At 56.5% G+C, this 21503-nt stretch carries 21 protein-coding genes; 15 read left to right on the forward strand and 6 right to left on the reverse strand.

Going from position 1 to position 21503, the window contains the following annotated elements; all coding sequences use genetic code 11:
• Window positions 1–94 precede the first annotated feature (94 nt).
• Together C8029_RS16730 and C8029_RS16735 are read left to right on the forward strand one after the other, a co-directional pair.
• Window positions 95–940, forward strand: a complete 846-nt coding sequence (locus C8029_RS16730; RefSeq protein WP_152003335.1) for a helix-turn-helix domain-containing protein — start codon at window positions 95–97, stop codon at window positions 938–940.
• A 10-nt stretch (window positions 941–950) separates the two neighbouring features.
• Window positions 951–1763 carry a helix-turn-helix domain-containing protein gene (locus tag C8029_RS16735; RefSeq protein ID WP_226946373.1) on the forward strand — a complete coding sequence of 271 codons (813 nt, stop codon included), beginning with the start codon at window positions 951–953 and terminating at the stop codon, window positions 1761–1763.
• A gap of 106 nt (window positions 1764–1869) precedes the next feature.
• On the opposite strand, the gene C8029_RS16740 is transcribed toward C8029_RS16735, so the two are convergent.
• Window positions 1870–2874, reverse strand: a complete 1005-nt coding sequence (locus C8029_RS16740; RefSeq protein WP_152003336.1) for a GntR family transcriptional regulator — start codon at window positions 2872–2874, stop codon at window positions 1870–1872.
• 335 nt (window positions 2875–3209) lie between these two features.
• Here C8029_RS16740 and C8029_RS16745 point away from each other — a divergent pair, with 335 nt between their 5' ends.
• From C8029_RS16745 to C8029_RS16805, 13 genes are all read left to right on the forward strand, one after another.
• Window positions 3210–4175 (forward strand): ABC transporter ATP-binding protein, encoded by a 966-nt coding sequence (locus C8029_RS16745; RefSeq protein ID WP_226946377.1) that lies wholly within the window; start codon window positions 3210–3212, stop codon window positions 4173–4175.
• Window positions 4175–5086 (forward strand): ABC transporter permease, encoded by a 912-nt coding sequence (locus C8029_RS16750; protein ID WP_009571594.1) that lies wholly within the window; start codon window positions 4175–4177, stop codon window positions 5084–5086. Before C8029_RS16745 ends, C8029_RS16750 begins: the two co-directional genes overlap by 1 nt.
• Window positions 5087–5089: 3 nt before the next feature.
• Window positions 5090–5932, forward strand: coding sequence for an ABC transporter permease (locus tag C8029_RS16755; protein ID WP_152003337.1), 843 nt, complete (start codon window positions 5090–5092; stop codon window positions 5930–5932).
• Window positions 5929–6660, forward strand: a complete 732-nt coding sequence (locus C8029_RS16760; protein ID WP_226946374.1) for an SDR family NAD(P)-dependent oxidoreductase — start codon at window positions 5929–5931, stop codon at window positions 6658–6660. The genes C8029_RS16755 and C8029_RS16760 overlap by 4 nt, the downstream gene beginning before the upstream one ends.
• Window positions 6661–6684: 24 nt before the next feature.
• Window positions 6685–7437 carry an SDR family NAD(P)-dependent oxidoreductase gene (locus C8029_RS16765; RefSeq protein ID WP_226946375.1) on the forward strand — a complete coding sequence of 251 codons (753 nt, stop codon included), beginning with the start codon at window positions 6685–6687 and terminating at the stop codon, window positions 7435–7437.
• A 79-nt stretch (window positions 7438–7516) separates the two neighbouring features.
• A complete protein-coding gene (locus C8029_RS16770; protein WP_152003339.1) occupies window positions 7517–8737 on the forward strand; it encodes an ABC transporter substrate-binding protein in 1221 nt (406 codons plus the stop codon).
• A 73-nt stretch (window positions 8738–8810) separates the two neighbouring features.
• Window positions 8811–9878 carry an ABC transporter ATP-binding protein gene (locus tag C8029_RS16775; protein WP_152003340.1) on the forward strand — a complete coding sequence of 356 codons (1068 nt, stop codon included), beginning with the start codon at window positions 8811–8813 and terminating at the stop codon, window positions 9876–9878.
• A gap of 23 nt (window positions 9879–9901) precedes the next feature.
• A complete protein-coding gene (locus C8029_RS16780) occupies window positions 9902–10780 on the forward strand; it encodes a polysaccharide deacetylase family protein (RefSeq protein WP_009571600.1) in 879 nt (292 codons plus the stop codon).
• 72 nt (window positions 10781–10852) lie between these two features.
• Window positions 10853–11185, forward strand: coding sequence for a hypothetical protein (locus C8029_RS16785; RefSeq protein WP_009571601.1), 333 nt, complete (start codon window positions 10853–10855; stop codon window positions 11183–11185).
• Entirely contained in the window at window positions 11182–12240 is a 1059-nt protein-coding gene (locus C8029_RS16790; RefSeq protein WP_009571602.1) for a CobW family GTP-binding protein, read from the forward strand. The genes C8029_RS16785 and C8029_RS16790 overlap by 4 nt, the downstream gene beginning before the upstream one ends.
• On the forward strand, window positions 12237–13430 hold the full coding sequence (locus C8029_RS16795; protein WP_009571603.1) for an ABC transporter substrate-binding protein: 1194 nt from the start codon (window positions 12237–12239) through the stop codon (window positions 13428–13430). Before C8029_RS16790 ends, C8029_RS16795 begins: the two co-directional genes overlap by 4 nt.
• Window positions 13431–13461: 31 nt before the next feature.
• The gene (locus tag C8029_RS16800; RefSeq protein WP_152003341.1) at window positions 13462–14445 is read left to right on the forward strand and encodes an asparaginase; all 984 of its coding nucleotides are present in this window, start codon (window positions 13462–13464) and stop codon (window positions 14443–14445) included.
• Between the two features lie 449 nt (window positions 14446–14894).
• Entirely contained in the window at window positions 14895–15881 is a 987-nt protein-coding gene (locus C8029_RS16805) for a response regulator (protein WP_152003342.1), read from the forward strand.
• Between the two features lie 11 nt (window positions 15882–15892).
• Here C8029_RS16805 and C8029_RS16810 read toward each other — a convergent pair whose 3' ends face one another.
• The 5 genes from C8029_RS16810 to C8029_RS16830 all read right to left on the reverse strand — a co-directional run bounded on the left by C8029_RS16810 (window position 15893) and on the right by C8029_RS16830 (window position 21437).
• The gene (locus C8029_RS16810) at window positions 15893–17743 is read right to left on the reverse strand and encodes a sensor histidine kinase (RefSeq protein WP_009571606.1); all 1851 of its coding nucleotides are present in this window, start codon (window positions 17741–17743) and stop codon (window positions 15893–15895) included.
• Between the two features lie 282 nt (window positions 17744–18025).
• Window positions 18026–19126, reverse strand: coding sequence for a thiolase family protein (locus C8029_RS16815; RefSeq protein ID WP_152003343.1), 1101 nt, complete (start codon window positions 19124–19126; stop codon window positions 18026–18028).
• Window positions 19117–20268 (reverse strand): AMP-binding protein, encoded by a 1152-nt coding sequence (locus C8029_RS16820; RefSeq protein WP_193217674.1) that lies wholly within the window; start codon window positions 20266–20268, stop codon window positions 19117–19119. Before C8029_RS16820 ends, C8029_RS16815 begins: the two co-directional genes overlap by 10 nt.
• Window positions 20255–20953: a nitroreductase gene (locus C8029_RS16825; protein ID WP_152003345.1), complete on the reverse strand. Its 699-nt coding sequence runs from the start codon at window positions 20951–20953 to the stop codon at window positions 20255–20257. Before C8029_RS16825 ends, C8029_RS16820 begins: the two co-directional genes overlap by 14 nt.
• 217 nt (window positions 20954–21170) lie before the next feature.
• Window positions 21171–21437 (reverse strand): hypothetical protein, encoded by a 267-nt coding sequence (locus tag C8029_RS16830; RefSeq protein WP_009571610.1) that lies wholly within the window; start codon window positions 21435–21437, stop codon window positions 21171–21173.
• Window positions 21438–21503: the final 66 nt, after the last annotated feature.

The following is a 21503-nucleotide window of genomic DNA, read 5'->3' on the forward strand; positions in this document are numbered from 1 at the left end:
TTCAGACGTCGCTTGCACGACATCAGGGCGGGTCGGCCGCTGGTGAACGGAAAATCAGAATACGAAACAAAAGACGAATAAAAGGGGGGGGCAAATGGAAGAAAAGCAGAAGGTACAGGATCAGGATGTACATCTGACGGAAAATATTCGCTATCTCGTGAGCCTGATGCCTTCCATTGCAACGGCATCCCGAGACATCGGTATCAACCGTCAGCAGTTGAATAAATATTTGAACGGAAGCAGCCAACCGTCTTTGCGGACAATGCGCCGAGTGGCCGAGGCCTTTGATGTTGCGATCGAAGATCTTACGCTGCCGCCTCCGGACTTCGCGCGCAAAATGCACAAATTCCGTGAACTTGAACAAGTCAGCATACAACAGTCTCTGACCTCTGAGCTGACCGATCAGGCGATCTCCAGCAGCCAGGCGTTACGGCCCTATTGCGGTCTTTACTTTCGCTACTACGCGCTCCCCTCTACCGGCAATCAGGTGCTGCGTTCCTATGCCATGATCTACCAGAAAGACGGGCTTACCTTTGCACGCTTCATCGAACGGTTCTCGAATGCCGGTGAGCCGTGGAAAATAGCTCATATCCGTCGCAGCCAGCATCTCCTCTCCTTCAATGGGGACCGGATTCAGTGTATCGAACTACCAACTGTACGAAATCAAAAAGCCTCGCCGAATTTTACGATCTTCTACCCCACTTACATGAAAGGGGTGCAATATCTCAGCGGGTTTCTTCTTGGCAGCTTTGCATTTGGGCGCCGCCCGATCTTTTCGGCAAGCGTGGCGTTGGAGCGCCTGCCTGTGGACCGTATCAGACGGAGCGATCTTCTGAACTGTGGTTTGTTGTCTTTTGACGCTCTTCTGCGTCACTCCGAAATCGCCCATCGCCTGTGCGGGAATGATATGTCCTCTCCTGTCGTTCATATAATGGAATAAGATCATAACTATGCCTAAAGACAATCACACGTTCGTGCAAAATTTGCAGCATGTCGTCGGGTATTTCCCAAGCGTCGTTCAGGCCGCGGGCAAACTTGGCATCAATCGCCAACAGTTGACGAAATATCTGAGCGGGACAAGCACCCCTTCACTTGCCACTCTTCGAACCATCGCCTCGTATTTCGGGGTCGAACCGGACGATATGTTCCTGCCACAGCGCGATTTTAAAAAGCGGTGGAGCCCTCCGGCAAAAGTTGAAGGTTTGCCGCCTCAGCTTGAAGGGACTGTTCAGGATATTTTGTACCATATGCACCGGACCCATGGGGACATGGACGAGATTTGTGGTTTCTATCACGCCTACATCAACTTGCTCACACATCCGAACAAGATCGGGCGGGCCTATACAGTCATTCAACGACATGGCGATTTTACTGCCGTCAAAACGATCATGTTCGCCAGTCCGTATGGCGCAGAAAACAAACCCCGCAGACCGATCAAAATCAATGGGATCGCGCTTTATCTTGGTGAGAGAATATACATACTGGATGCTCAAAACGTAGGACAGCCCAATGCGCGCATTCAATCCATTGCACTCTATCCCAGCTCTTTTCCGCAGGCCGATTACCTGACCGGTTTGCTCATGACGACGAACAACGCCCGAAACCGTCCGATATATTCAACACCCATTGTCTTTCAGCGTCTCAACGCGGATCGTATCCGAAAAGATGACATGCGCGCTTGCGGTGTTTTTTTTTCGCGACAGCGAGAACGTCGCACCGGACATATTGGAACTTCTCAATTCTGTTCAGCGCTAGCGCTTTGATCCCACGTTTTGAGGGTGCGGTCCTTTCTTTGGAGGGAAAGGACGCTCCGTGGTGCCCGGGCCCGCCACTGGCCGATTTACGCCGCCGGTTGCCGTGGGGACCGATTCAGGTGAATTGGAGGTAGGGCGGGAAGTCGCGGGGGGGAGGGATGATGGCGGTGATTTTGAGCTGTGCAATGGTGCGGTCGCGCGCCTTTTCGAGATGCATCGCGAGCATGCTTGCAGCGGCGGTAATGGAGCCCGAAAGGGAGAGTTCAATCACTTGTCCGAGTTCCAGACTCGATTGCGTGTCCGGCGGCAGACCCAGGGCAAAGAGCGCGGATTGGCAGGCCTCCAATTCGATGCGGTTGCTTGAAGCAAATGCGGAAAGATCCGCGTTTGACGTTGTTAGAATAACCATTTCAAAAAAGCGCTGGTCAAGAGAAAACCACTGAGCCGGCGTCAGCGTCGACTGTGTCGAGAATGTGCGGATTTCTTCTGCAAGGGATCGAAGCTTTTCGGTCGGAAGCGTCGCTGATTTGAGTGCGGCCACTTCAAGGATGCTTCGTAGTTCAAATTTGTCCTTTATTTTCTTTGATGTAAGAGGCTCTACGACCCAGCGGGAGGTGCGGTTTTTTTGGACTAAGCCACGCTCCTGAAGGCGTCCAAGAACGTCGCGGATGATTGTGCGGGAGACGTTATACTCCTCCGCCATCTGCGCTTCGAAAATACGGTAACGTCCAAACACAGGACACCGTGTCACATGATAAGCGACGTCATCGTAAATCCGGAGCCAGCTGGGCTTTCCAACGCTTTCGGACAGGGTGCTGTGATCCAGTTCGATCTGGCGCAGGTCCACACGTTTTGGCGTGAGGTCTCTGCCAGCCACCAGAAAACCACGCCCGGAGAACCTTTGGATTGCCCCTTCGGCTTCGATGATTTCAAGCGCTCTTTTGACTGTGGCACGCGACATGTCTAGTCGCTCGGCCAGGGCGCTCTCTTGCAAAACCAGACCAGGGCAGAGGTGGTCGAGCGCGATGTTGTGGCGAATGAATTCAGCGGCAACCTCGAAAAGAGGTGCCCGCTTGTCGTTGTCTTCAGTGGTGGGCGCGGGGTCTTCTGAAATGGCCATTTCTGCCTCGTCTGGTTTCTTTCCCTGACAATAAGAGGTGGGAGGAAGTGATGAAAGCAAATTATTTTTGTGTGCAAAGATCAAAAATAATTGGGTGCCATGAATTTAGGCAAATGCGACTTAAGTCTTTAAAAGTACAATAATAATGCGTTTTACCGCATTTAAGGAAGTTCATTAAAACGATTTTTAGAATACAAAAATCGTTTATTTACTTTACGGGACGCAAGAATCGATGTTTGTATCAACAAAATCAAAAATATCGAAACAGGGGAAAATCAGTGCTGACGCTAAGCCGAGTAAGCCGCAGATACGGCGAAACTGTCGCCTTGAGCGGCGTGGATTTTGTCGTCCCGGAAAACACATATATGTCGCTCCTTGGCGCGTCCGGTTCGGGAAAGACGACTCTCTTGCGCCTGATTGCGGGGTTCGAGGAACCCGATCAGGGAGAGATTTCCATTGATGGCGACCGGATCGACGGCCAGCCCTCTCATCTGCGCGACATTGGGTTTGTGTTCCAGAACTTCGCTCTTTTTCCACATCTGACCGTGGCCGAAAACGTGGCGTTCGGGTTGCGTTATCGCGCCCATGCGCCGTTGACCAAAGAGGCCGAAATCAAAGACCGGACCGAAGACATGATGGCGCTTGTCGGGCTGTCGGGCTTTGGTCACCGGGCGGTCAGTGCGATTTCAGGCGGGCAGCGTCAGCGCGTTGCGCTCGCCCGAACGCTGGTGTGTGAACCTCGGATTGTTCTGCTTGACGAACCGCTTGGGGCGCTTGACGCCAACTTGCGAGCACGGATGTGCGACGAGTTGAAAGCAATCCGGGAACGTCTCGGCGTAAGCTTCCTGCATGTGACCGGCTCCGAAACAGAAGCTCTCACCATGGGCGACAAGGTGGCCGTCCTTGCAGACGGACGCATTATGCAGTCCGACGCCCCAGATATGCTTTTCAATCAACCTGGGAATGCCGAGGCAGCGCGGCACCTCAATGCATGGAACATCTTTGAGGCCGGGCTGTGTCGCGGTGATTTCTCTTCGGGCACAATCGCTGTGCGATTTGACCAGATGGATGTGAGCGCAGAAGGCGCCGCGCCGCAAGGGCGTCCCGCTTTGGGCGCGAAATATCTCACTGGAGAATTCAACGGGCCGACCGCGCTGTCCTTTTTTCGCGCGGATGACGGCACGCTTTTGCAGGTCATTGATCACCTGAGCCAGCCCCGCTTGCCCGATCTGGTAGAAGGTCAGCGCTACGATATTCATTTTGCCCCGCAAGCCTTGCGCCAATTTCACGGAGCCGCCTGATGTCAGCCCTGTCCACCGACACTCACTTCGCCACCCCCCATTCCCCCGCCGAATTACGCGAGAAAAAGGATCGCCGCCGCGCGATCAGCCTTTTGACTCCGGGCCTGTTGTGGATGTTTTTCTTCATGGTCCTGCCGATGGCCATGGTGATCTATGTGTCCTTCTGGACCCAGACGACATTCTCGGTGAATTCGACCCTGACCACTGCAAGCTGGAAGCACTTCCTGAGTTCTGCGACCTATCTCAGTGCGATCTGGACCACACTGCGCATCTGGCTCATCGTCTTGATATCGACCGTTGTGGTCGGCTATCCGGTGGCGCTTTTCATCGGGCTTTTCGTGCGCAACAAGACGCTGCAAACGGCTCTCCTCGTGGCCTGTGTGATCCCGTTCTGGACCTCTTTCCTGATCCGGGTGATCGCGTGGCGTCCGATGTTGGGAACCGAAGGGGCGATCAACGTGATCCTGATGAAACTGGGGATCATCTCTGAACCTCTGACTTTTCTTTTGTTTTCCGAGTTTTCCGTGCTTGTCGGCATGACCCAGATTTACTGCGTGTTCATGGTTGGACCGATCACCTTCATGCTGGGGCGGATCGACATCTCCGTGATCGAAGCCGCGCGCGATCTCGGCGCCTCCTTCGGCACCATTTTTCGCCGGATCATTCTTCCGCTGTCGCTGCCGGGGGTCATTGTCGGTGCAATCTTTGTCTCCGTCATGGTGCTCGGTGAGTTCGCGACCGCCGCATCGCTTTCGGGCCGCAAAGTCAACCTTCTCGGAAACATCATCGTGAGCCAGGTCGGCTCGCTCAAATGGGCCTTCGCTGCCGTCGCAGGTGTCGTGCTCACCATCATCATCACCGCCGTGATCGCGCTCGCTTTGCGTCTCGTCGATCTGCGCAAGGAAATGTGAGCCATGGAATCTCGTATCCTTCGTCCGACCCTCGCTCTTTATACGGCATGCTTTTTGCTGTTTCTCTACGGGCCGATGATCGTCCTCGCGATCCTCTCCTTTCAAAGCATCGACGGCGGTCCACAATTTCCGATCCGCGACTGGTCGATCTACTGGTATGAGCACCTTTTGGGGCTGGCCGAGACCTCTCGCGTGTCCCAACTTCCAGTGGGCGAGAGCCTGATCCGCTCTATTGTCCTGGCCTTTATGACCACGGTGGTCTCCACGGTTCTTGGTGTTATGAGCGCCGAAGCCTTTCGCACAAAATTCAAAGGCTCCGGTCCTGCCTTTTACCTCATCATCCTCGGGATGATGGTGCCGGGGGTTCTGGTCGGTCTCGGGATGGCGCTTTTGTCCAATACGCTCGATCTCGGACGGGCCTGGTGGGGGACGTCTTTCGTCCTGCACGTCGTCTACACCTATCCCTTTGCTTTCCTTGTCATGCTCGCCATTTTCAATCGGTTTGACCGGACGGTCGAAGAAGCCTCCCTCTCGCTCGGTGTCAGCCCGGCCCAGACGTTCCGCCGTGTGACGTTCCCGATCATTTTTCCGGGGGTGCTCTCCGCCATGCTGTTCTCTTTCACGCTCAGCTATGACGAATTTGCGCGAACGCTGTTTACGGCTGGCCGTGACCTGACCCTGCCGCTGGCGATCTATGGCACCTTTTCGGTGGAAATCTATCCCAATCTCTTTGCCTTCGGTGTTCTCACCACGCTCTTCAGCTTCACGCTTTTGGTCGTCTACGGCCTGTTGATGAAGCGGTTTACGTCCAAAGCCTCGCGCTACAAAGGCCAGGAGGACGCATGATGATTGCGCTTGTCACCGGAGCAGGCTCCGGCATCGGGGCCGCCATCGCCCAACGTCTCGCCGCCGACGGGCATACCATCGCCGTCAACGATCTTTCGCTTGAGGTTGCCAAAACAACCGTCGCAGAAATCCATGCCGCCGGGGGTGTTGCCGGAGCCTATGCCGCTGATGTCAGTGACGAATCTGAGGTGAACGCAATGGTCGCCACAATCACCGAAGACTTCGGCGCGCCGGAGATTTTGGTCAACAACGCGGGCTTCGGCCACCAAGCACCTTTCACCGAGATCACGCCCGAGATGTTCGACAAAATCTTCGCCGTGCATGTTCGTGGCAACTACCTTTGCACCCGTGCCTGCCTGCCCGCGATGCTCGCGAAAGGGCAGGGGCATATCGTCAATATCGCCTCGCAGCTTGGCCAGATCGGCGGTGTTGAACTGACCCATTATGCAGGGGCCAAGGCCGCTGTGATTGGGATGACCAAATCTCTTGCCCGTGAGGTGTCCGCCAAGGGCGTGCGTGTCAATGCCGTCGCGCCGGGGCCGATCAATACACCTCTGGTCGAGGCTTTGTCCGAAGACTGGAAAACCGCCAAGCGCGCCGAATTGCCTTTGGGACGCTTTGGCAGTCCGGCCGAAGTGGGCGGTGTTGTCTCTTTCCTCGTCTCCGACGATGCGGCGCTTTTCGTTGGACAAACGCTCGGGCCGAACTCCGGCGACGTCATGCTCTGACCTCTTCAAACGGATATGAATCAAATGGATAAACGTATTGTTCTCACCACCGGCGCAGGCATCGGCATTGGCCGTGCCACCGCTCTGGCCTTTGCCGCCCAAGGCGATCATGTCGTTGTGACCGATGTGCTCGAAGACAAAGGCAAAGCCGTCGTCGCAGAGATCGAGGATGCCGGCGGCAGTGCAGAGTTCCACCCACTGAACGTGCGTTCTACCGAGGCGGCGGATGCCTTGGTCGGTGATCTCAACAGCCGTTTCGGCGGGATCGACGTGATCGTTGCCAATGCGGGCATCGCCCTGCGGGTTCCGATGTCGGAGATGACCGACGAGACCTGGCATGAGACCCTCGACATCAATCTCTATGGCATGTTGCGGGTGATCCGTCCGGCTTTGCCCGCGATGAAAGAGGGCGCGTCAATCATTTGCCTCTCTTCCATCATGGGCACGAATTACGGTTGGGACGAGCATGTGCATTACTCGACCGCGAAATCCGGTGTGATCGGTATGATCCGCGGTTTGGCGGTGGAATATGCCCAGAAGGGCATACGCGTCAACGGCGTCGCTCCGGGTTACATCCGCACCGCGCAGCTTCTCAATCCGGGGCATAGCCTCGGGCCGGATGCTGCCGAGATTGCCTCGCCTTACATCCCGATGAAGCGACTGGGTGAACCCGCTGAAATCGCCAATGTCATCAAGTTTCTTGCGTCTTCTGACGCGTCCTACCTCACCGGTCAGGTCGTGACGGTGGATGGGGGCCTCACCCCCGGCCGCTACTGAAGTCGCCAATGATAAGAGGCGAATAACGCCTCGTTTTCTTTCGATCAACGTCAATACGCCAGCAACAGGGAAAGACACTATGACTTTGAAATCCAACCGCCGTACCTTTCTGACATACGGTGCCGCTGCGGGGGCTGCCGCCCTCGGTTCCGGTTTGCACCCTTGGTCGCGCATGGCTTATGCCGCGAACCTCTCCGATCTGGAATTGCGCACCACCGGTCTGTCCACGACCGTTCAGGATCGCATTCTTGAAATGTTCAAGGCCCAGACGGGCGTCGGAGCGACCTCTGGCACGCCGTCCACATTTCCGGATGCCCAGACCAAAATCCTGTCTGGCTCCTCGGATTACGATTGCTGGGAAATCATCGGCGAGCGCCTTCCGGCGCTGATCGCGACCGACAATGTGGAAACCATTCCGGCAGCGGAGCTTCCGAACTGGGCGTCGATCCGCGACACCTTTACCAAAACCGATCCGAAATGGCAGCCGCAGGAGCAGATCTCCGGCCAGATTTGGGCGGACGAGGCGCAGACACAGCTCTACATGGTGCCAGCGGTCTACAACTACGACTCCATTGGTTATAATCCCGACGTGTTGAGCGCCGAGGAGGCCAACACCTGGACCGCGCTGTTCGATGAAAAATGGCAAGGGAAGTCGGGCCTGAACGTTGACCCGCTCATCGCCATCGGTCAGGCCGTCCTCGCAATGAATTCGCTCGGTTTGCTTGAGGCGAAAAACCCCGGCAACCCGACGAAATCCGAAATCGACGAAGCCGCCAAATTTCTTATCGCCAAGAAGAAAGCTGGTCAGTTCCGTGCGCTTTGGGGCGATTTCGGTGAGTTGGTGAACCTTATGGCTTCGGGGGAAATGGTCGTCTGTGACGCGTGGCAGCCCGCCGTCATGGCGGTGAAGGCACAGGGCAAGCCCGCCAAATACGCGACACCAAAAGAAGGGTATCGCGGCTGGGCCATCGGTCCGTCAATGCTCAAGGGGACGCCGAACCGCGAGGCGGTCATCGCATATGCGAACTTCTGGTTGTCGGGGGAACCGGGCATCGCCGTGACGGAACAGGGCTACTATTCGCCGTCCACAAACATCAAAGAGGCGATGGACCCTGACAAATACGCCTTCTGGTATGAGGGCCAGCCGTGGAAAGGCGAAGCGGAGCGGGGCATCAATCCGGGCGATCTGCGCGATGGCGGCTCTCTTGAGGAGCGCGCGTCCAACGTCGCCTACTGGCACCAGTGGCCGGATGAGTACGATCACCTGATCATGCGTTGGGACGAGTTCCTGAACGCCTGATGTGACAGTGGGCGTCTGATGCCTCTTCGGACGCCCACCCATTTCCAATGCTTAAAACCGAAAGTTGAGTGCCATGGTCCACGACCTCGAACTTATTTCCGTTGGTAAAACCTATCCTGACGGCACCGTTGCTGTTTCCGATTTCGACCTGAAAGTGGAGAAGGGCGAATTCGTGGCCTTTCTTGGACCAAGCGGGTGCGGCAAATCCACGACTTTACGGATGATCGCAGGGTTTGAGCATATCACCAATGGCGACGTTTTGATGATGGGGCAGAATGTGACAGATGTCCCGCCTGAGAAACGCCCGACCTCTATGATTTTTCAGAACTATGCGCTGTTCCCGCATATGTCGGTGCGCGAGAACGTCGCCTTCGGGCTTGATGTCAAAGGCACCCCAAAAACGGAACGTGACCGCAAGGTGGATCGCATCCTCGATATGTTCGATCTCGAACGTTTCGCAGATCGCAAGGCGGATAAACTATCGGGGGGGCAGCGTCAGAGGATCGCGCTGGCGCGTGGTCTGGTCGTTGAGCCGGAAATACTTTTGCTCGACGAACCGCTCGGAGCGCTGGACGCAAACCTGCGACGGATCATCCAGAACGAATTGAAACTTTTACAGCGCGAACTGGGCATCACCTTTATTTTTGTGACCCATGCGCAATCCGAGGCTCTTGGTCTCTCGGACCGCGTCGTGGTCATGTCCAACGGGGTGGTGGAACAGATCTCCCCGCCGCGCGACTTGTATCGCAGGCCGAGAACGCCCTTTGTCGCGGAGTTCATTGGCTCGAACACGGTATTCGAGGGCACACCGAAAGGGGCGGCGGACAAAGGGTTTGGCCGGATTGAGACACCCTTCGGTCTGATCGAGGGCGTCGGGCAGGGCAATGAGACCCTTGCTGTCGTGCCCGCCGAGGCTTTCCGCATCACACCGCAAAATACGCCGGGCGAAATCCGGTTCGAAGGCCACTTGGCCGAGCGCAAGTTGGTCGGCGCCGTCGGTCATCTCAAAGTGCGTCTTTCAGAGGGCCGTGAGATTGCCGTCGAAGTGAGCGCGGATCGTCCCGAAGTGCGCGCGCTTGAACTGGGCGCACCGATCACCCTCGGGGTCGATCCGGCCTCGGTCACTCTTATTCATGCTTAACCCCCCAACAGGAGACAAATCCAATGGCAAAAGAAATTCTCGTCGGTTTCGGGATTGATGTTGACGCCGTGGCCGGCTGGCTCGGGTCCTATGGTGGCGAAGACAGCCCCGATGACATTTCCCGCGGTCTGTTCGCAGGCGAAGTCGGCTCTATGCGTCTTCTCGATCTGTTCGACAAGTTCGGGATCAAAACCACCTGGTTCATTCCTGGCCACTCCGCAGAGACCTTTCCCGAACAGATGAAAGAAGTCGCAAAGCGCGGTCACGAGATCGGTATCCACGGCTATAGCCATGAAAACCCGATCGCCATGACGCCTGAACAGGAAGAGGCGGTGCTCGACAAGTGTATCGACCTGATCACCGAACTTTCGGGCAAGCGTCCGACCGGCTACGTTGCGCCGTGGTGGGAATTCTCTGCCGTGTCCAACGAGCTTCTGCTCAAAAAGGGTATCAAGTACGATCACTCTTTGATGCATAAGGATTTTGAGCCGTACCGCGTGCGTGTGGGCGACACATGGACCAAGATCGACTACGCCGGCACGCCCGAGGACTGGATGAAGCCGCTGGTGCGCGGTGAGGAAACCGATCTGATCGAAATTCCTGCCAACTGGTATCTCGACGACCTGCCGCCGATGATGTTCATCAAGAAATCCCCGAACTCCCACGGTTTCGTGAATCCCCGCGACATCGAACAGATGTGGCAGGACCAGTTCGATTGGGTCTATGAGAACATGGATTACGCCGTTTTCCCGATCACCATTCACCCGGATGTCTCTGGCCGTCCGCAAGTGTTGCTGATGCTGGAACGTTTGTTCAAACATATGGCCTCGCATGAGGGCGTGAAATTCGTCACCATGGATGAAATGGCCGACAACTACGACCAAAAGTTCCCGCGCGGCTAAACCTCGCTGTGCCTTTGGCGGACGGGCAATTCCCGGCACCGTCCGCCATTTAACGAGACGAAGGAGAGAGGCATGTGTTCGCTTTGCGGTATTCTTGGCTGTGATGATCACTGGACCAACGCGATTGTGCGCCCAGGTGTCTACACCCGTAATCATGACACGCAATCGCGCCGGGCCGAGGGCCTGCGACGCCTGAAGTCTGCCAATGCAGTCCTCTCATATCGCCGTCTTAAACTCGATGTCTGGCAAGGGCGGTCCTATGTCATGACGTCCCCCACCGGTGGCTCCAGCGTGTTTGAGGCCCTGTCTCATCTGTGGTCGGAGGCGGAGGCCTTATCTGGCCGCGATCTTGATCCGCTCGACGATGATCTTATTGAATGGATGGAAGAGAGGACAAGCCTATGACTCCTGTCATCCTGCTCACCGGGTTTCTTGGGTCTGGCAAAACGACGCTTCTGCAACGCCTGCTTACCGATCCCTCGATGAAAGGCGCGGCTGTGCTGATCAACGAGTTCGGCGAGGTTGGGTTGGATCACGCGCTGCTGGATCGCATTGATGACACCGTGGTGGTGTTGAAATCCGGTTGTATCTGTTGCACCGTTCGGGGTGAAGTGGCCGATGCACTGTCCAATCTCCACAGCCTAAGGGCGCGCGGGGAGATCGCCTTTGATCGGGTGGTGATTGAAACGACAGGGCTGGCGGACCCATATCCCGTCTTGCAAACGCTGACGGCGCATCCTGTGCTGCGGTCACATTTTACCAATGGCGGCGTTCTCACAACAGTGGACGCGGTCAACGCTGTGCTTCAGGTCGAGCATCGCTCAGAGGCCGTGCGTCAGATTGCGGCGGCGGACCGGATCGTGTTGACCAAGACGGATCTCACGGAGCCAGAGATGGAACAGGCGCTGCGGCGGCGTCTCGCGCGGATCAATCCGGGCGCACTCATTTTGACGACAGAGGCTTCTGTTGACGTGATCCTTGAGGGGTTCGGCTCGACCGCTTTTGCCAATACTCTTGCCGGCGAGGGAGGAGGCGATCCCCTTTGCGGCCCCACCTGTGATCACGCAGAGCACCAACATACCCACCACCATGATCATTCACACAACCGCCACCACGCGCATCACTATGACGACGCGCTTGGCGTCACCAGCTTTTCCTTGGTGATCGAACAGGAGATCGATTGGACTATGTTCGGGACTTGGCTTACACTTCTACTGCATAAGCACGGTGAGAGGATTTTCAGAGTGAAAGGTATTTTAGCGATCGAGGGCGAAGACAGTCCGATTGCGATACACGGTGTTCAACATCTCGTTCATGCTCCGACCCATATGGCGAATTGGCCAAAGGGACCACGCCAGTCGCGGATCGTCTTTATCCTTGAAGGGCTTGCGCCGGACCAAATTCGCCGCTCCTTTACAGCATTCATGGGGATTTCTGAGGCCAGGACTGCGGCGGAATGACAGAGCCGCTTCGCATCCTGACAACTGAAATCCAGCCTTGGCGCTTTCTGAAAGACCGCGCCGAGAGTGATCTTGGGTTCCCTCTTGAATTCATCGAAATGGATTTCAACAGCGCGCAACGTTCCGCCGCGCTCGACCCGGCAAGCTATGATGTTTATGATCAGTGTTTTCACAATCTCGACATTGTCTGGTATTGGCGTGCGGTGCAGGCCATTGATACCCGCCGGATTACTCATTGGGACGATTTGGGTGAGTTGTCACGGATGCCCGGCGCGCCGGGGCGTCAGGCGCTGGGCGATGTTCCTGCTTCACGTCTGTTCGTTCAACACGACATGACCCTCTCGAACAGTCCGACAGGGCAGATATCCATGCTGCCCACCTTTTACAATTTTGACAGTTTTGCGGTTGAAACCACTGACGTAGATGTCGACCGCGACATCGTGAGTTGGGCGGAACTGCTGAATCCGAAATGGGCGGGTCGAGTCGCATTGGTGGATGAGCCGGCGATCGGCCTGTTCGATCTCGCTATGGCACTGGCGGCATCGGGGCAGATGAGTTTCGAGAATATGGGCAACATGAGTGTCGAAGAGATTGATGTGTTAAGCGAACATGCCCGGTCTCTGATCCTTAGCGGACATTTGAGTCCGTTCTGGCTTCGTGCGAATGAGCCCGTGGAGCGGTTTTTGGAGTGTGAACTCAAACTCGCCTCGATCTGGTCACCCACCATTGTCGAAATGAAACGCCAAGGTGTCCGCGTGCGTCAGGCCCATCCGCGCGAAGGCTACCGCGCCTGGCATGGCGGCATGTGTCTGTCCCGCGTGCTGGAGGGGGAAAAACTCGACCGCGCCTATGAGTGGTTGAACTGGTATCTTGATGGCTATGCGGGGGCTGTGGTGGCGCGACAGGGCTATTACATGTCCGTCCCGGAACGGGTGAAAGCGCATCTGCCACAGGCCGATTGGGCGTATTGGTACGAAGGCCAACCTGCGGCACATGGTCTTAAGGATGTGGCCGGACGTCTGGCGATACGGGCGGGGGAAACCCGTTCGGGCGGCTCTCGCGAAGACCGGTGTCGCCATATCGCGATTTGGAATTCCACCATGGACGAACATAACTATGTCGTGCGCCGGTGGAATGAATTGGTTGATTTGGCGGCGTCCAAGGCGCGCACCAATCGCCGCGCCAGCTAAAGAAGAAACGCACCATTCGAGAGAAGGCCCAATGAAAAATGTAACCCTCATCGCCACCGGCGGAACCATTGCCTCTTCTGCAGATAAAGCTGCGGGTGCCGTGAACGCGGGGCTGACCGGCGAAGCGTTGTTGCGCAGTCTGCACGATCCGCTGGATGGCATTTCTGTCGTGGTTGAGAATTTCGAGGCCGCAGGCAGCTATGCGCTCGACCTTGCCACGATTCATCACCTGTGTCGCCGCATTGATGCCGTGCTCTCCGACGATGCGGTGGATGGGGTCGTCGTCACCCATGGGACCGACACGATGGAAGAAAGCGCTTTCCTTGCTTGGGTGCTCACGAAAACGGACAAACCCGTGGTGTTCACAGGCGCACAGCGCCATGCCGGTCAACCGGATACGGATGGGCCACGCAACATCCACGATGCGATCTGTGCCGCTGCCAGCACAGAGCTGATAGGCGTGGGGCCGGTCATCCTCTTCGAGGGCGACATTCATGGTGCGCGCTATGTGACAAAGGCCCATACCTCCCGCGTGGATACGTTCCGTTCGATTGGCCATGGGAAATTAGGCGAGGTGGATCATGGCAAGGTGCATCTTTACACGCGTCCCGCGCAGGCGCGTGTGGCGTTTGATACGCCCAAGCTCGACCCGGATGTTGAATTGATTGGCCTCGGTCTTGGCAGTACGCCACGGCTGATGGGGCTGGCGGCGGATCATGGTGCCTCAGGGATTGTCCTGTCCGCCTTTGGGCGCGGCAATGCGCCGAAAGGCTTTGCCGGAGAGGTCGCGCGTCTGGTTGCAAAAGGCTGTGTCGTCGCCGTCGCGTCCCGTTGCCAAGAGGGGCGTACTCGCGCGGTCTATGGCAAAGACAGTGGCGGGGTGACGCTGGTTGAACATGGCGCATTGCTGGCGGGTGATCTGTCCGCCGTGAAAACCCGATTGCTTCTTTCCGCTCTGCTGGGGGCTGGGCTATCGGGAAGCGCCCTGTCGGAGGCGTTCGCCCGCTATGTCTGACTTGCGAACATCCGCTCATCAAATGGGCAGGCGGGCGGTTGTGGCGCGTAAAACGCCCACAACATTGATATGTCTGGCAGCATCGCCCTTTCCCCTGTCTCAGGTGAAAGGCGTGACGCTTTAGGCTGACCGAAGGACCCTGTTCAACACCCAAGTACTGCGCCAAACTTTGCGCAATACGGCGAGCTTTGAAGAAACCATTTGCAACCGATTTCTTGCATTGCCAATATTGATGTCCGGGGACGCATGACAGGCAGAAATCACGTTGGACTGTGTATTCAAGATGATTTAAGAAATGAGAACCGCATTATCTGCGGGTTTTTGAGTGTCATCGCATTTGGTTGCATTCGATTTGGGTGTGCCCTAATGGTTTAACCGGGTTGTTTTCCATCATCCTATACGCTGTATGAGTTAACGACGGTTGTCATATTTCAACTTTAGAGGCATACATGCGAATTCTGGCTGTCGATGACGACCCGTACATACTTGAACTTCTTCCGATGATTGCGCTAAAGGCGGGGTTTTCCAAAATGTCGACGGCACCTTCCGGGGCCGCCGCGTTGGATATTTTGAAAAACAGTGAGACACCATTCGAATGTCTCCTTCTGGATATCAACATGCCTGAGATGGATGGTATCGAACTTTGCACTCATATCCGTGCAATCCCCTCCTATCGCAAGGTTCCGATAGTCATGCTGACTGCGATGAAGGAGCGGGAGTACATTGATCGTGCCTTTGAAGCCGGGGCCACAGATTACGCCAGCAAACCGTTCGACATCGTTGAATTGCGGACGCGTTTGCGACTGGCAAAGGAACTCCTCGTCGCCCGGAAAAGCAACCTGCACACGAGTGGCGAGCGTTTGCCGCAGCCTCCCTCGGCTGGGGGCGATACCCTATCCCCTCTTTCTGAAGCCGTGATGATTGAGGGTATCAAAAACCTTGTCGATGAAAGAGCCTTGGAAAATTACCTGAAACAGCTTTCGAGAGCGGGTCTTGGGGGCTCACATATCTTTGCTGTCAAAATACACCAAATCGAAGCCATCCATTCCCGCGCCTCGGTGGCAGAGTTCTCATATGCGCTCACGGAGGTGATAGATGCGATTTCCAATGTGTTGGGCGCGACCCGCCATCTGATGTCTTATGTCGGCCACGGCGCCTATATTGTTGTCTCCAACGGGCTGCGCTTTGAAAGCTCCGAAGAGTTGGAAGCCAACATTCAGACCATTCTCGACGAAAAGAACTCCGAATACGACAATGGTGATCCTCTTGACATCGAAGTGTCCGCCGGAAGCCCGCTGCACCCCAACACCAGTGTGGCGCTCTTGATCCAACAGACTTTTGAACGCGCCATTGCGCGTGCCGAGGCCCGCGTTGAAGAGAAACAGAACGGGCCGAGACCGATCAATATTTACTCAGCCTACGGTTTTCAAAAGTGATCCGAAACAAATCAGTGGGTTGAACTCCCGCCTGGGTCCTCTGTCGGAACTGTAAACCAAAATGTGGTGGTCTCGTCTGGAATGCTTTCAAAGCCGATTTCCCCTCCCGTCTGCTCAACAATTTGTTTGGTGATGCTGAGGCCCAGACCGGTCCCACCGTTGGTCTGTGTCGTTCCGGGAGAGGCTTGGAAAAAAGGCTCGAACATATGAGCCTGCATGGGGGCCGGAATGCCATCGCCTCTATTGGTGACTGTAATACGCACGGCTTCGCTGTGCTCTATAACAGAAATGTCAATTGAACTCCCTTTGGCGGCAAATTTTGTAGCGTTCGACAGGAGGTTGGCCATCACCTGTTCAAATCGTTTAGGATCAACAAAACCGCGCACCGTCCGGTCCGGGCAGATGACGTTGCACCGCACACCGGATATATCTGCCGCAACCAAATTTGCCATAACGGCTTCCTCAACCAGCAAGACGAGTTGCTTTTGCGATAAGGTGAACCGCATTTGCTTGGCAGAAAACTTTTCGAAATCCAGAATGTTATTGACCAGATCGCGCAGGCGCTCGCCGTTTCTTTGCGCAATGAACAACAACCGCTGAACCTCATCCGACAGGAGTTCGTCGTCCAGGGAAGACAGCAGCATCAAAGAGCCAAGAACCGAGGTCAGAGGCGTTCTGAGTTCATGACTGACAGTTGACACGAACCTGCTTTTAAGTTCACTCAGCCGCCGTCGTTCGGTGATATCTATGATTTGGGAGACGCAATATTCTGGATGGCCATCCGCGTCTTTGATCATGTTCACGGTTAAGTGCCCCCACATAATGGCACCGTTCGCACGGATGTAGCGCTTTTCCATCTCGTAATGCGCAATTTTACCGGCCTTCAATTGGGCAAACAAACGAAGGTCCTCTTCCAGATCGTCAGGATACGTCAATGTCTGGAAATCGGTGGCCTGAAGCTCCTCCGTGGAATACCCTAAAAGATTACACACAGCCTCATTGACACGCAGGATCTCACCTTCCAAGCCGACAATGATTTTCCCAATGACCGGGCTTTCGAAAGAGGCTCTGAACTGTTCGACACTCGATCGCAGAGCGCTTTCAGTGGCCTTGATGTCAGAAATATCCGTCATTGCACCACTCAAACGAACAGGCTGACCAGCTTCATCCCGTTGCGAAACTGCAATATCGGTGCGTATCCAACGCCATTGCGATCCATCCCGCGACCGTAATCGATATTCGCAACGGGCACGTTCGTGTGTGTCTTCGAGACAAAGGCGGATTGGCTCCAGTGCGGCATTCAGGTCGTCAGGATGCACGCGCCCGCGCCATTCCACCTGAACGTCCACATCGTCCGAGGGGCCCAACTCCAGCAACTCTCGCCAGATATCCGACACAATCACGGTGTCCTCAACGGGATTGTATTCGAAAACGCCAATATAAGCCCCAACGATGGCATTGTTCGCTCGCGTCAACTCGTCCCTGACCAATTTTTCGCTTTTCAATTCGTTTGAAATATCTCTCAAAACCAGTGCATGCTGTGGACCCTGATCGGCATCAATCCATATCGTGACATGGACCGAGAGAGTGAGCAGATCCCCGTTTTTATGGCGTCCCGCTATTTTTTTAATGAGGGTATCCACGGCGGGAGGTTCGATGAAAGCATTCAACTCAGCCAAGGATTCAACGCATAAAACATCACATATGTTGCGTGCTATCAACTCGCCCTCGTCATAACCGAACAAGTGATCGGTCTTGTGATTGCTATGCAATATTTGACCTTCTGATCCTAAAATCATAAGCGCGACCTGCATGTGTTTGAAGGCTTGAATGATCGCAGAATCTTTCAATTGGTTGCTCAAAGCTCTTCCCCACGCGTTTCGCAAATGACAGATGCACAAATCCGGTGCTGTCACTCAGCTTTCCGATGCGATTGAATTGGTGGCCTTAGGCCGCGCCTTTGTCTACCTTGCTTTTCGAGTTTTTTGTAAAATTCACAGGCGTGTTTGTTCTTATTGGCCGTTTGGTATGAGAGAGACAGGGTGCTTGACGTGGCTCAGGAAATGCTGAGTTTACCCGGGTTTCCTTCGCACTTTTTGGGCCAGTGTTCGCGATGACCGCAGAGGGGGGAGGGCGGCGGAGCGTTACACAGATGTCTCCAAGACCAGTGCAGAGCCGATCCCACCCGCCGCGGCGATTGTGCACAGGGCCGGGCCGGGGCGTCGCGTCAGCTCATGGAAGGCGCGGCAGACCAAGATGGCACCGGAGGCTCCAATCGGATGACCGCGCGACAGGGCGCCGCCTGACACATTGGTTCTGTCTTCGGGCAGGTGGCCCAGTCTGATGCAAGCGATGGCTTGCGCGGCATAGGCCTCCATCACTTCGATGGTGTTCAGATCATTCGGCGTCAGTGTGGAGGCGGCAAGCACGCGTTTGATTGCGGCGACGGGAGCCATTCCGGGCACTGCCGAATCCGCACCGACGCTGGCATGGGCGCGGATGGACACCGCATGATCCGCCAAGGCACGCATGTCATCGGAAACGACAAGACAAAAAGCCGCCCCGTCCGCCTCCACCGCCGTTGCGGCGGCACTGACCGAACCAGATAAGCTTTTGGAACGACTTGCGGTTTTTAAGGTCAATCTGCGCGTAAAGGCGTCCTGGTCAACGTCTTGGAGCGAAACAATTTCGGTCCTCAGAACATCCCGCGCCGCCAAGGCCTTGCGATGGCTTTCGATGGCAAAATCATCCTGTTCCTGCCGCGAAAGGCCCAAATTGCGCGCAAGATGGTCCGCAGCAACGGTCAGGTCCGGGTCCTGTTCGGGAAATGGGCTGAAGGGAGGGCGGGTGTAAAATCTCGGCGCACCGTCCTGACCGGGTTGCGTTGCGCGCAGCGGGCGCTGCGAGAAGCTTTCGCTTCCTCCAGCGATGACGGCGCGGGCAAACCCGGCATCGACCCAAGCCGCGGCCATCGCAATCGCATCAAGCCCCCCGGCACATTGGGCGTCGATGCTGAGGCCCGACACATGCCCAAGACCCGAAAACAACGCGGCCATACGGGCGGGATTGCCACCGCCGCCCAGAGCGTTTGCCAGAAAGAGTTGCCCGATGTCACCGGGATTCAGGCCGGTATCGCGCAACAGTGCGGCGATGACAGGTGCGGCGAGCTCATGCGGCTGCAAGGTTGAAAATGCCCCCCCACGGGGTACGACTGCGGTGCGGCGGGCTGCGATGATCACGGCCATGGCTGGGCCTGCGTCATGGCTGCGAGATCCGGTTTCCCCGAGGCCAACAGGGGAAACTGCGCGGTCAGGATGATCTTGCGGGGCACCATGGTCGCGCCGAGGGCGTTGGTGATTTCCTGGCGCAGCCATGCGTCATCGGGGGGAGTCGTGGCGCCCGTTTCGATATAGGCGACCAGCACATGCCCGCGTCGTGCGTCGGGCCATGTGGTCACGGCCGACAGGCGGTCCGGCAACAGTGTGGCCAGGAGTGTTTCAAGCGCCTCGGGGTGGACGTTACGATCTGCGATTGTGACCATCCGATCACGCCGCCCCATCAAGAAAAGATAGCCGTTCTCGTCAAGGCGTCCGATCTCTCCGACTGTCATGCCCTCGTCATCTCGTCGCGTTGCGGCACTGTCGCCATCGACGTAATGATCGAACAGATAGGGGCTTTGCACCCAAACCTCGCCCACACCGTCCTGCGCCGCGCGGATGTCGAGCGTCACACCGGGATAGGCGCGGCCGACCGACCCGGCGGGTGTCTGCGCGTCGGTCAGAGTCACGAAACTGGTCTCGGAGGCGCCATAGAATGCACGAAGCTCCGCGCGGGGGAACATCTGCGCGACATGCGTATGGGTCGCCTCATCAAGGTGCCCGCCACCGCACAGCACGACACGCACCGAAGGGGCAGGGGGGCCGCTCAGCATCCGCAGTTGCGTCGGCGTCGCATAGATCACGCTGATCTGATGACGGTTCAGCTGTTCGATCTGTGCTTTGGGTCGTAACCCGTGCAGCAGGTGAAGACCAAGCCCGCAGTGATGGGATTCAGCGATGCCGTAAAGCGTCAGGGAATGGCTCAAGGCCCCAAAAACCGCCGCCCGATCGCAAGAGGCGAAGGCGAAGAGTGCACGGTTGACGGCGAAACTTGCGGTCCATGAGCTTCGGCTGCGCCGTATGACCTTTGGCTGTCCCGAGCTGCCTGAGGTACAACATTCAATGGCCTCCCGGCCCGCGATCTCCAGAACGAAGGGGGGGCGAGGTTGCACGCGAAAGGATTGACCGGAGGTGAGACACGTCAACAAGCGCCGCAGGGCCGTCGCCTCATCGCTTTCGGTATCGCCCCGAAGCCGCCTGTCTCCAAGATAGACCTCAACTGCGCTCATCGGGGTGATCTTCCTCGAAGCCATGGAATGTCGCGTAATCTTCAATCGTCGCGCGCTCTGTCCGGAAAGCATTGACCGGGGCCTGTGTATCCGGTCGGCCAAGAGCGATCCCGCAGACCACGATGTCGTCCTGCGCCAGACCGAGTGTCTGATGCGTCAACCGCCCGTGATTGGCCAGCGCCCCGATGCCGCAGGTGCCGTAGCCCACGCTGTGCGCATGGAGCATCAAGGCCATCAACGCCATGCCCAGATCCATAAAACAGCCCGCGCCCATGTTGCGATCAATGGTCACAACGATGCCGACAGGAGCATCGAAGAACCGGTAGTTCTTGGCAAACTGCGCCTGCCGTCCGGCGATGTCACGCCGTTCGATCCCCAAGGCATGGTAAAGCGCATACCCGGCCCTGCGTTGCCGCGCGCGCAGATGGGGTGGCATCGGATTTGGGAAATAACTGTATTCGGAGGGCTCGGGCGGGCTTTGGGCAACATCGGCAAGTGCCGCGCGCAGCCGGTCAAGCGGCGCGCCGGTCAACACATGGAACCCGCCGGGCTGTAGGTTCGCGCCACTCGGGGCGCGCCGCGCGGCGGCAATTATGTCACGCAGATCGGCCAAAGGCACCGCATCCGGCAGGAAGGCGCGGCAGGAGTTACGCTGTTCGAGAAGCTGAAAGACAGGGTTGCTCATAACGGGGGCAAGGGCCTTCCTCGGCAGTTCATTGTGACAGCACACCCCTGTATCTATTGAGGCGACGTTCCCTTGTCCAGCCTGTGCGCCTCACCCAATTGCGGCACTTGACCAACGCTGCGGTGGGCGAGAGAGGACGTGCGCCGGGTTGGCGCGGCCGTGGTCGCCCGAAATGAAACCTGCGAACCGTCGCGGATGCCCCTGTTTTGGTCAGGCTCTATGCGGCTGTGACGTCTTCGGATAACTCCCGCAAATGACTTGCAATTTCCGGGGCAGCAAAGCGTTGGATGGGCATCATCTGATAGCAAATGCGAATGCCGTTTTCATAGCGCGCCTTGATGGAAACCATCGTCCCCGTTTCAGGCATCGAGAGCCCTCCAACCAAAATATCCAATCCACAGGCATAGGCGAGATCGCCGTGATCACTACACCAAATAACGGCTGTATGTGTGCCAGGATCGGACCAAAGAACGATTCCGTCCATAATTGAAACCTTTTGAATTCATGTTATCCGTTGAGCATATACTCGTATCATGAGCAGAAAGCGCAG

Origin of the sequence: Roseobacter sp. TSBP12, assembly GCF_009129705.1 — a bacterium.
GTDB lineage: Bacteria > Pseudomonadota > Alphaproteobacteria > Rhodobacterales > Rhodobacteraceae > Celeribacter > Celeribacter baekdonensis_A.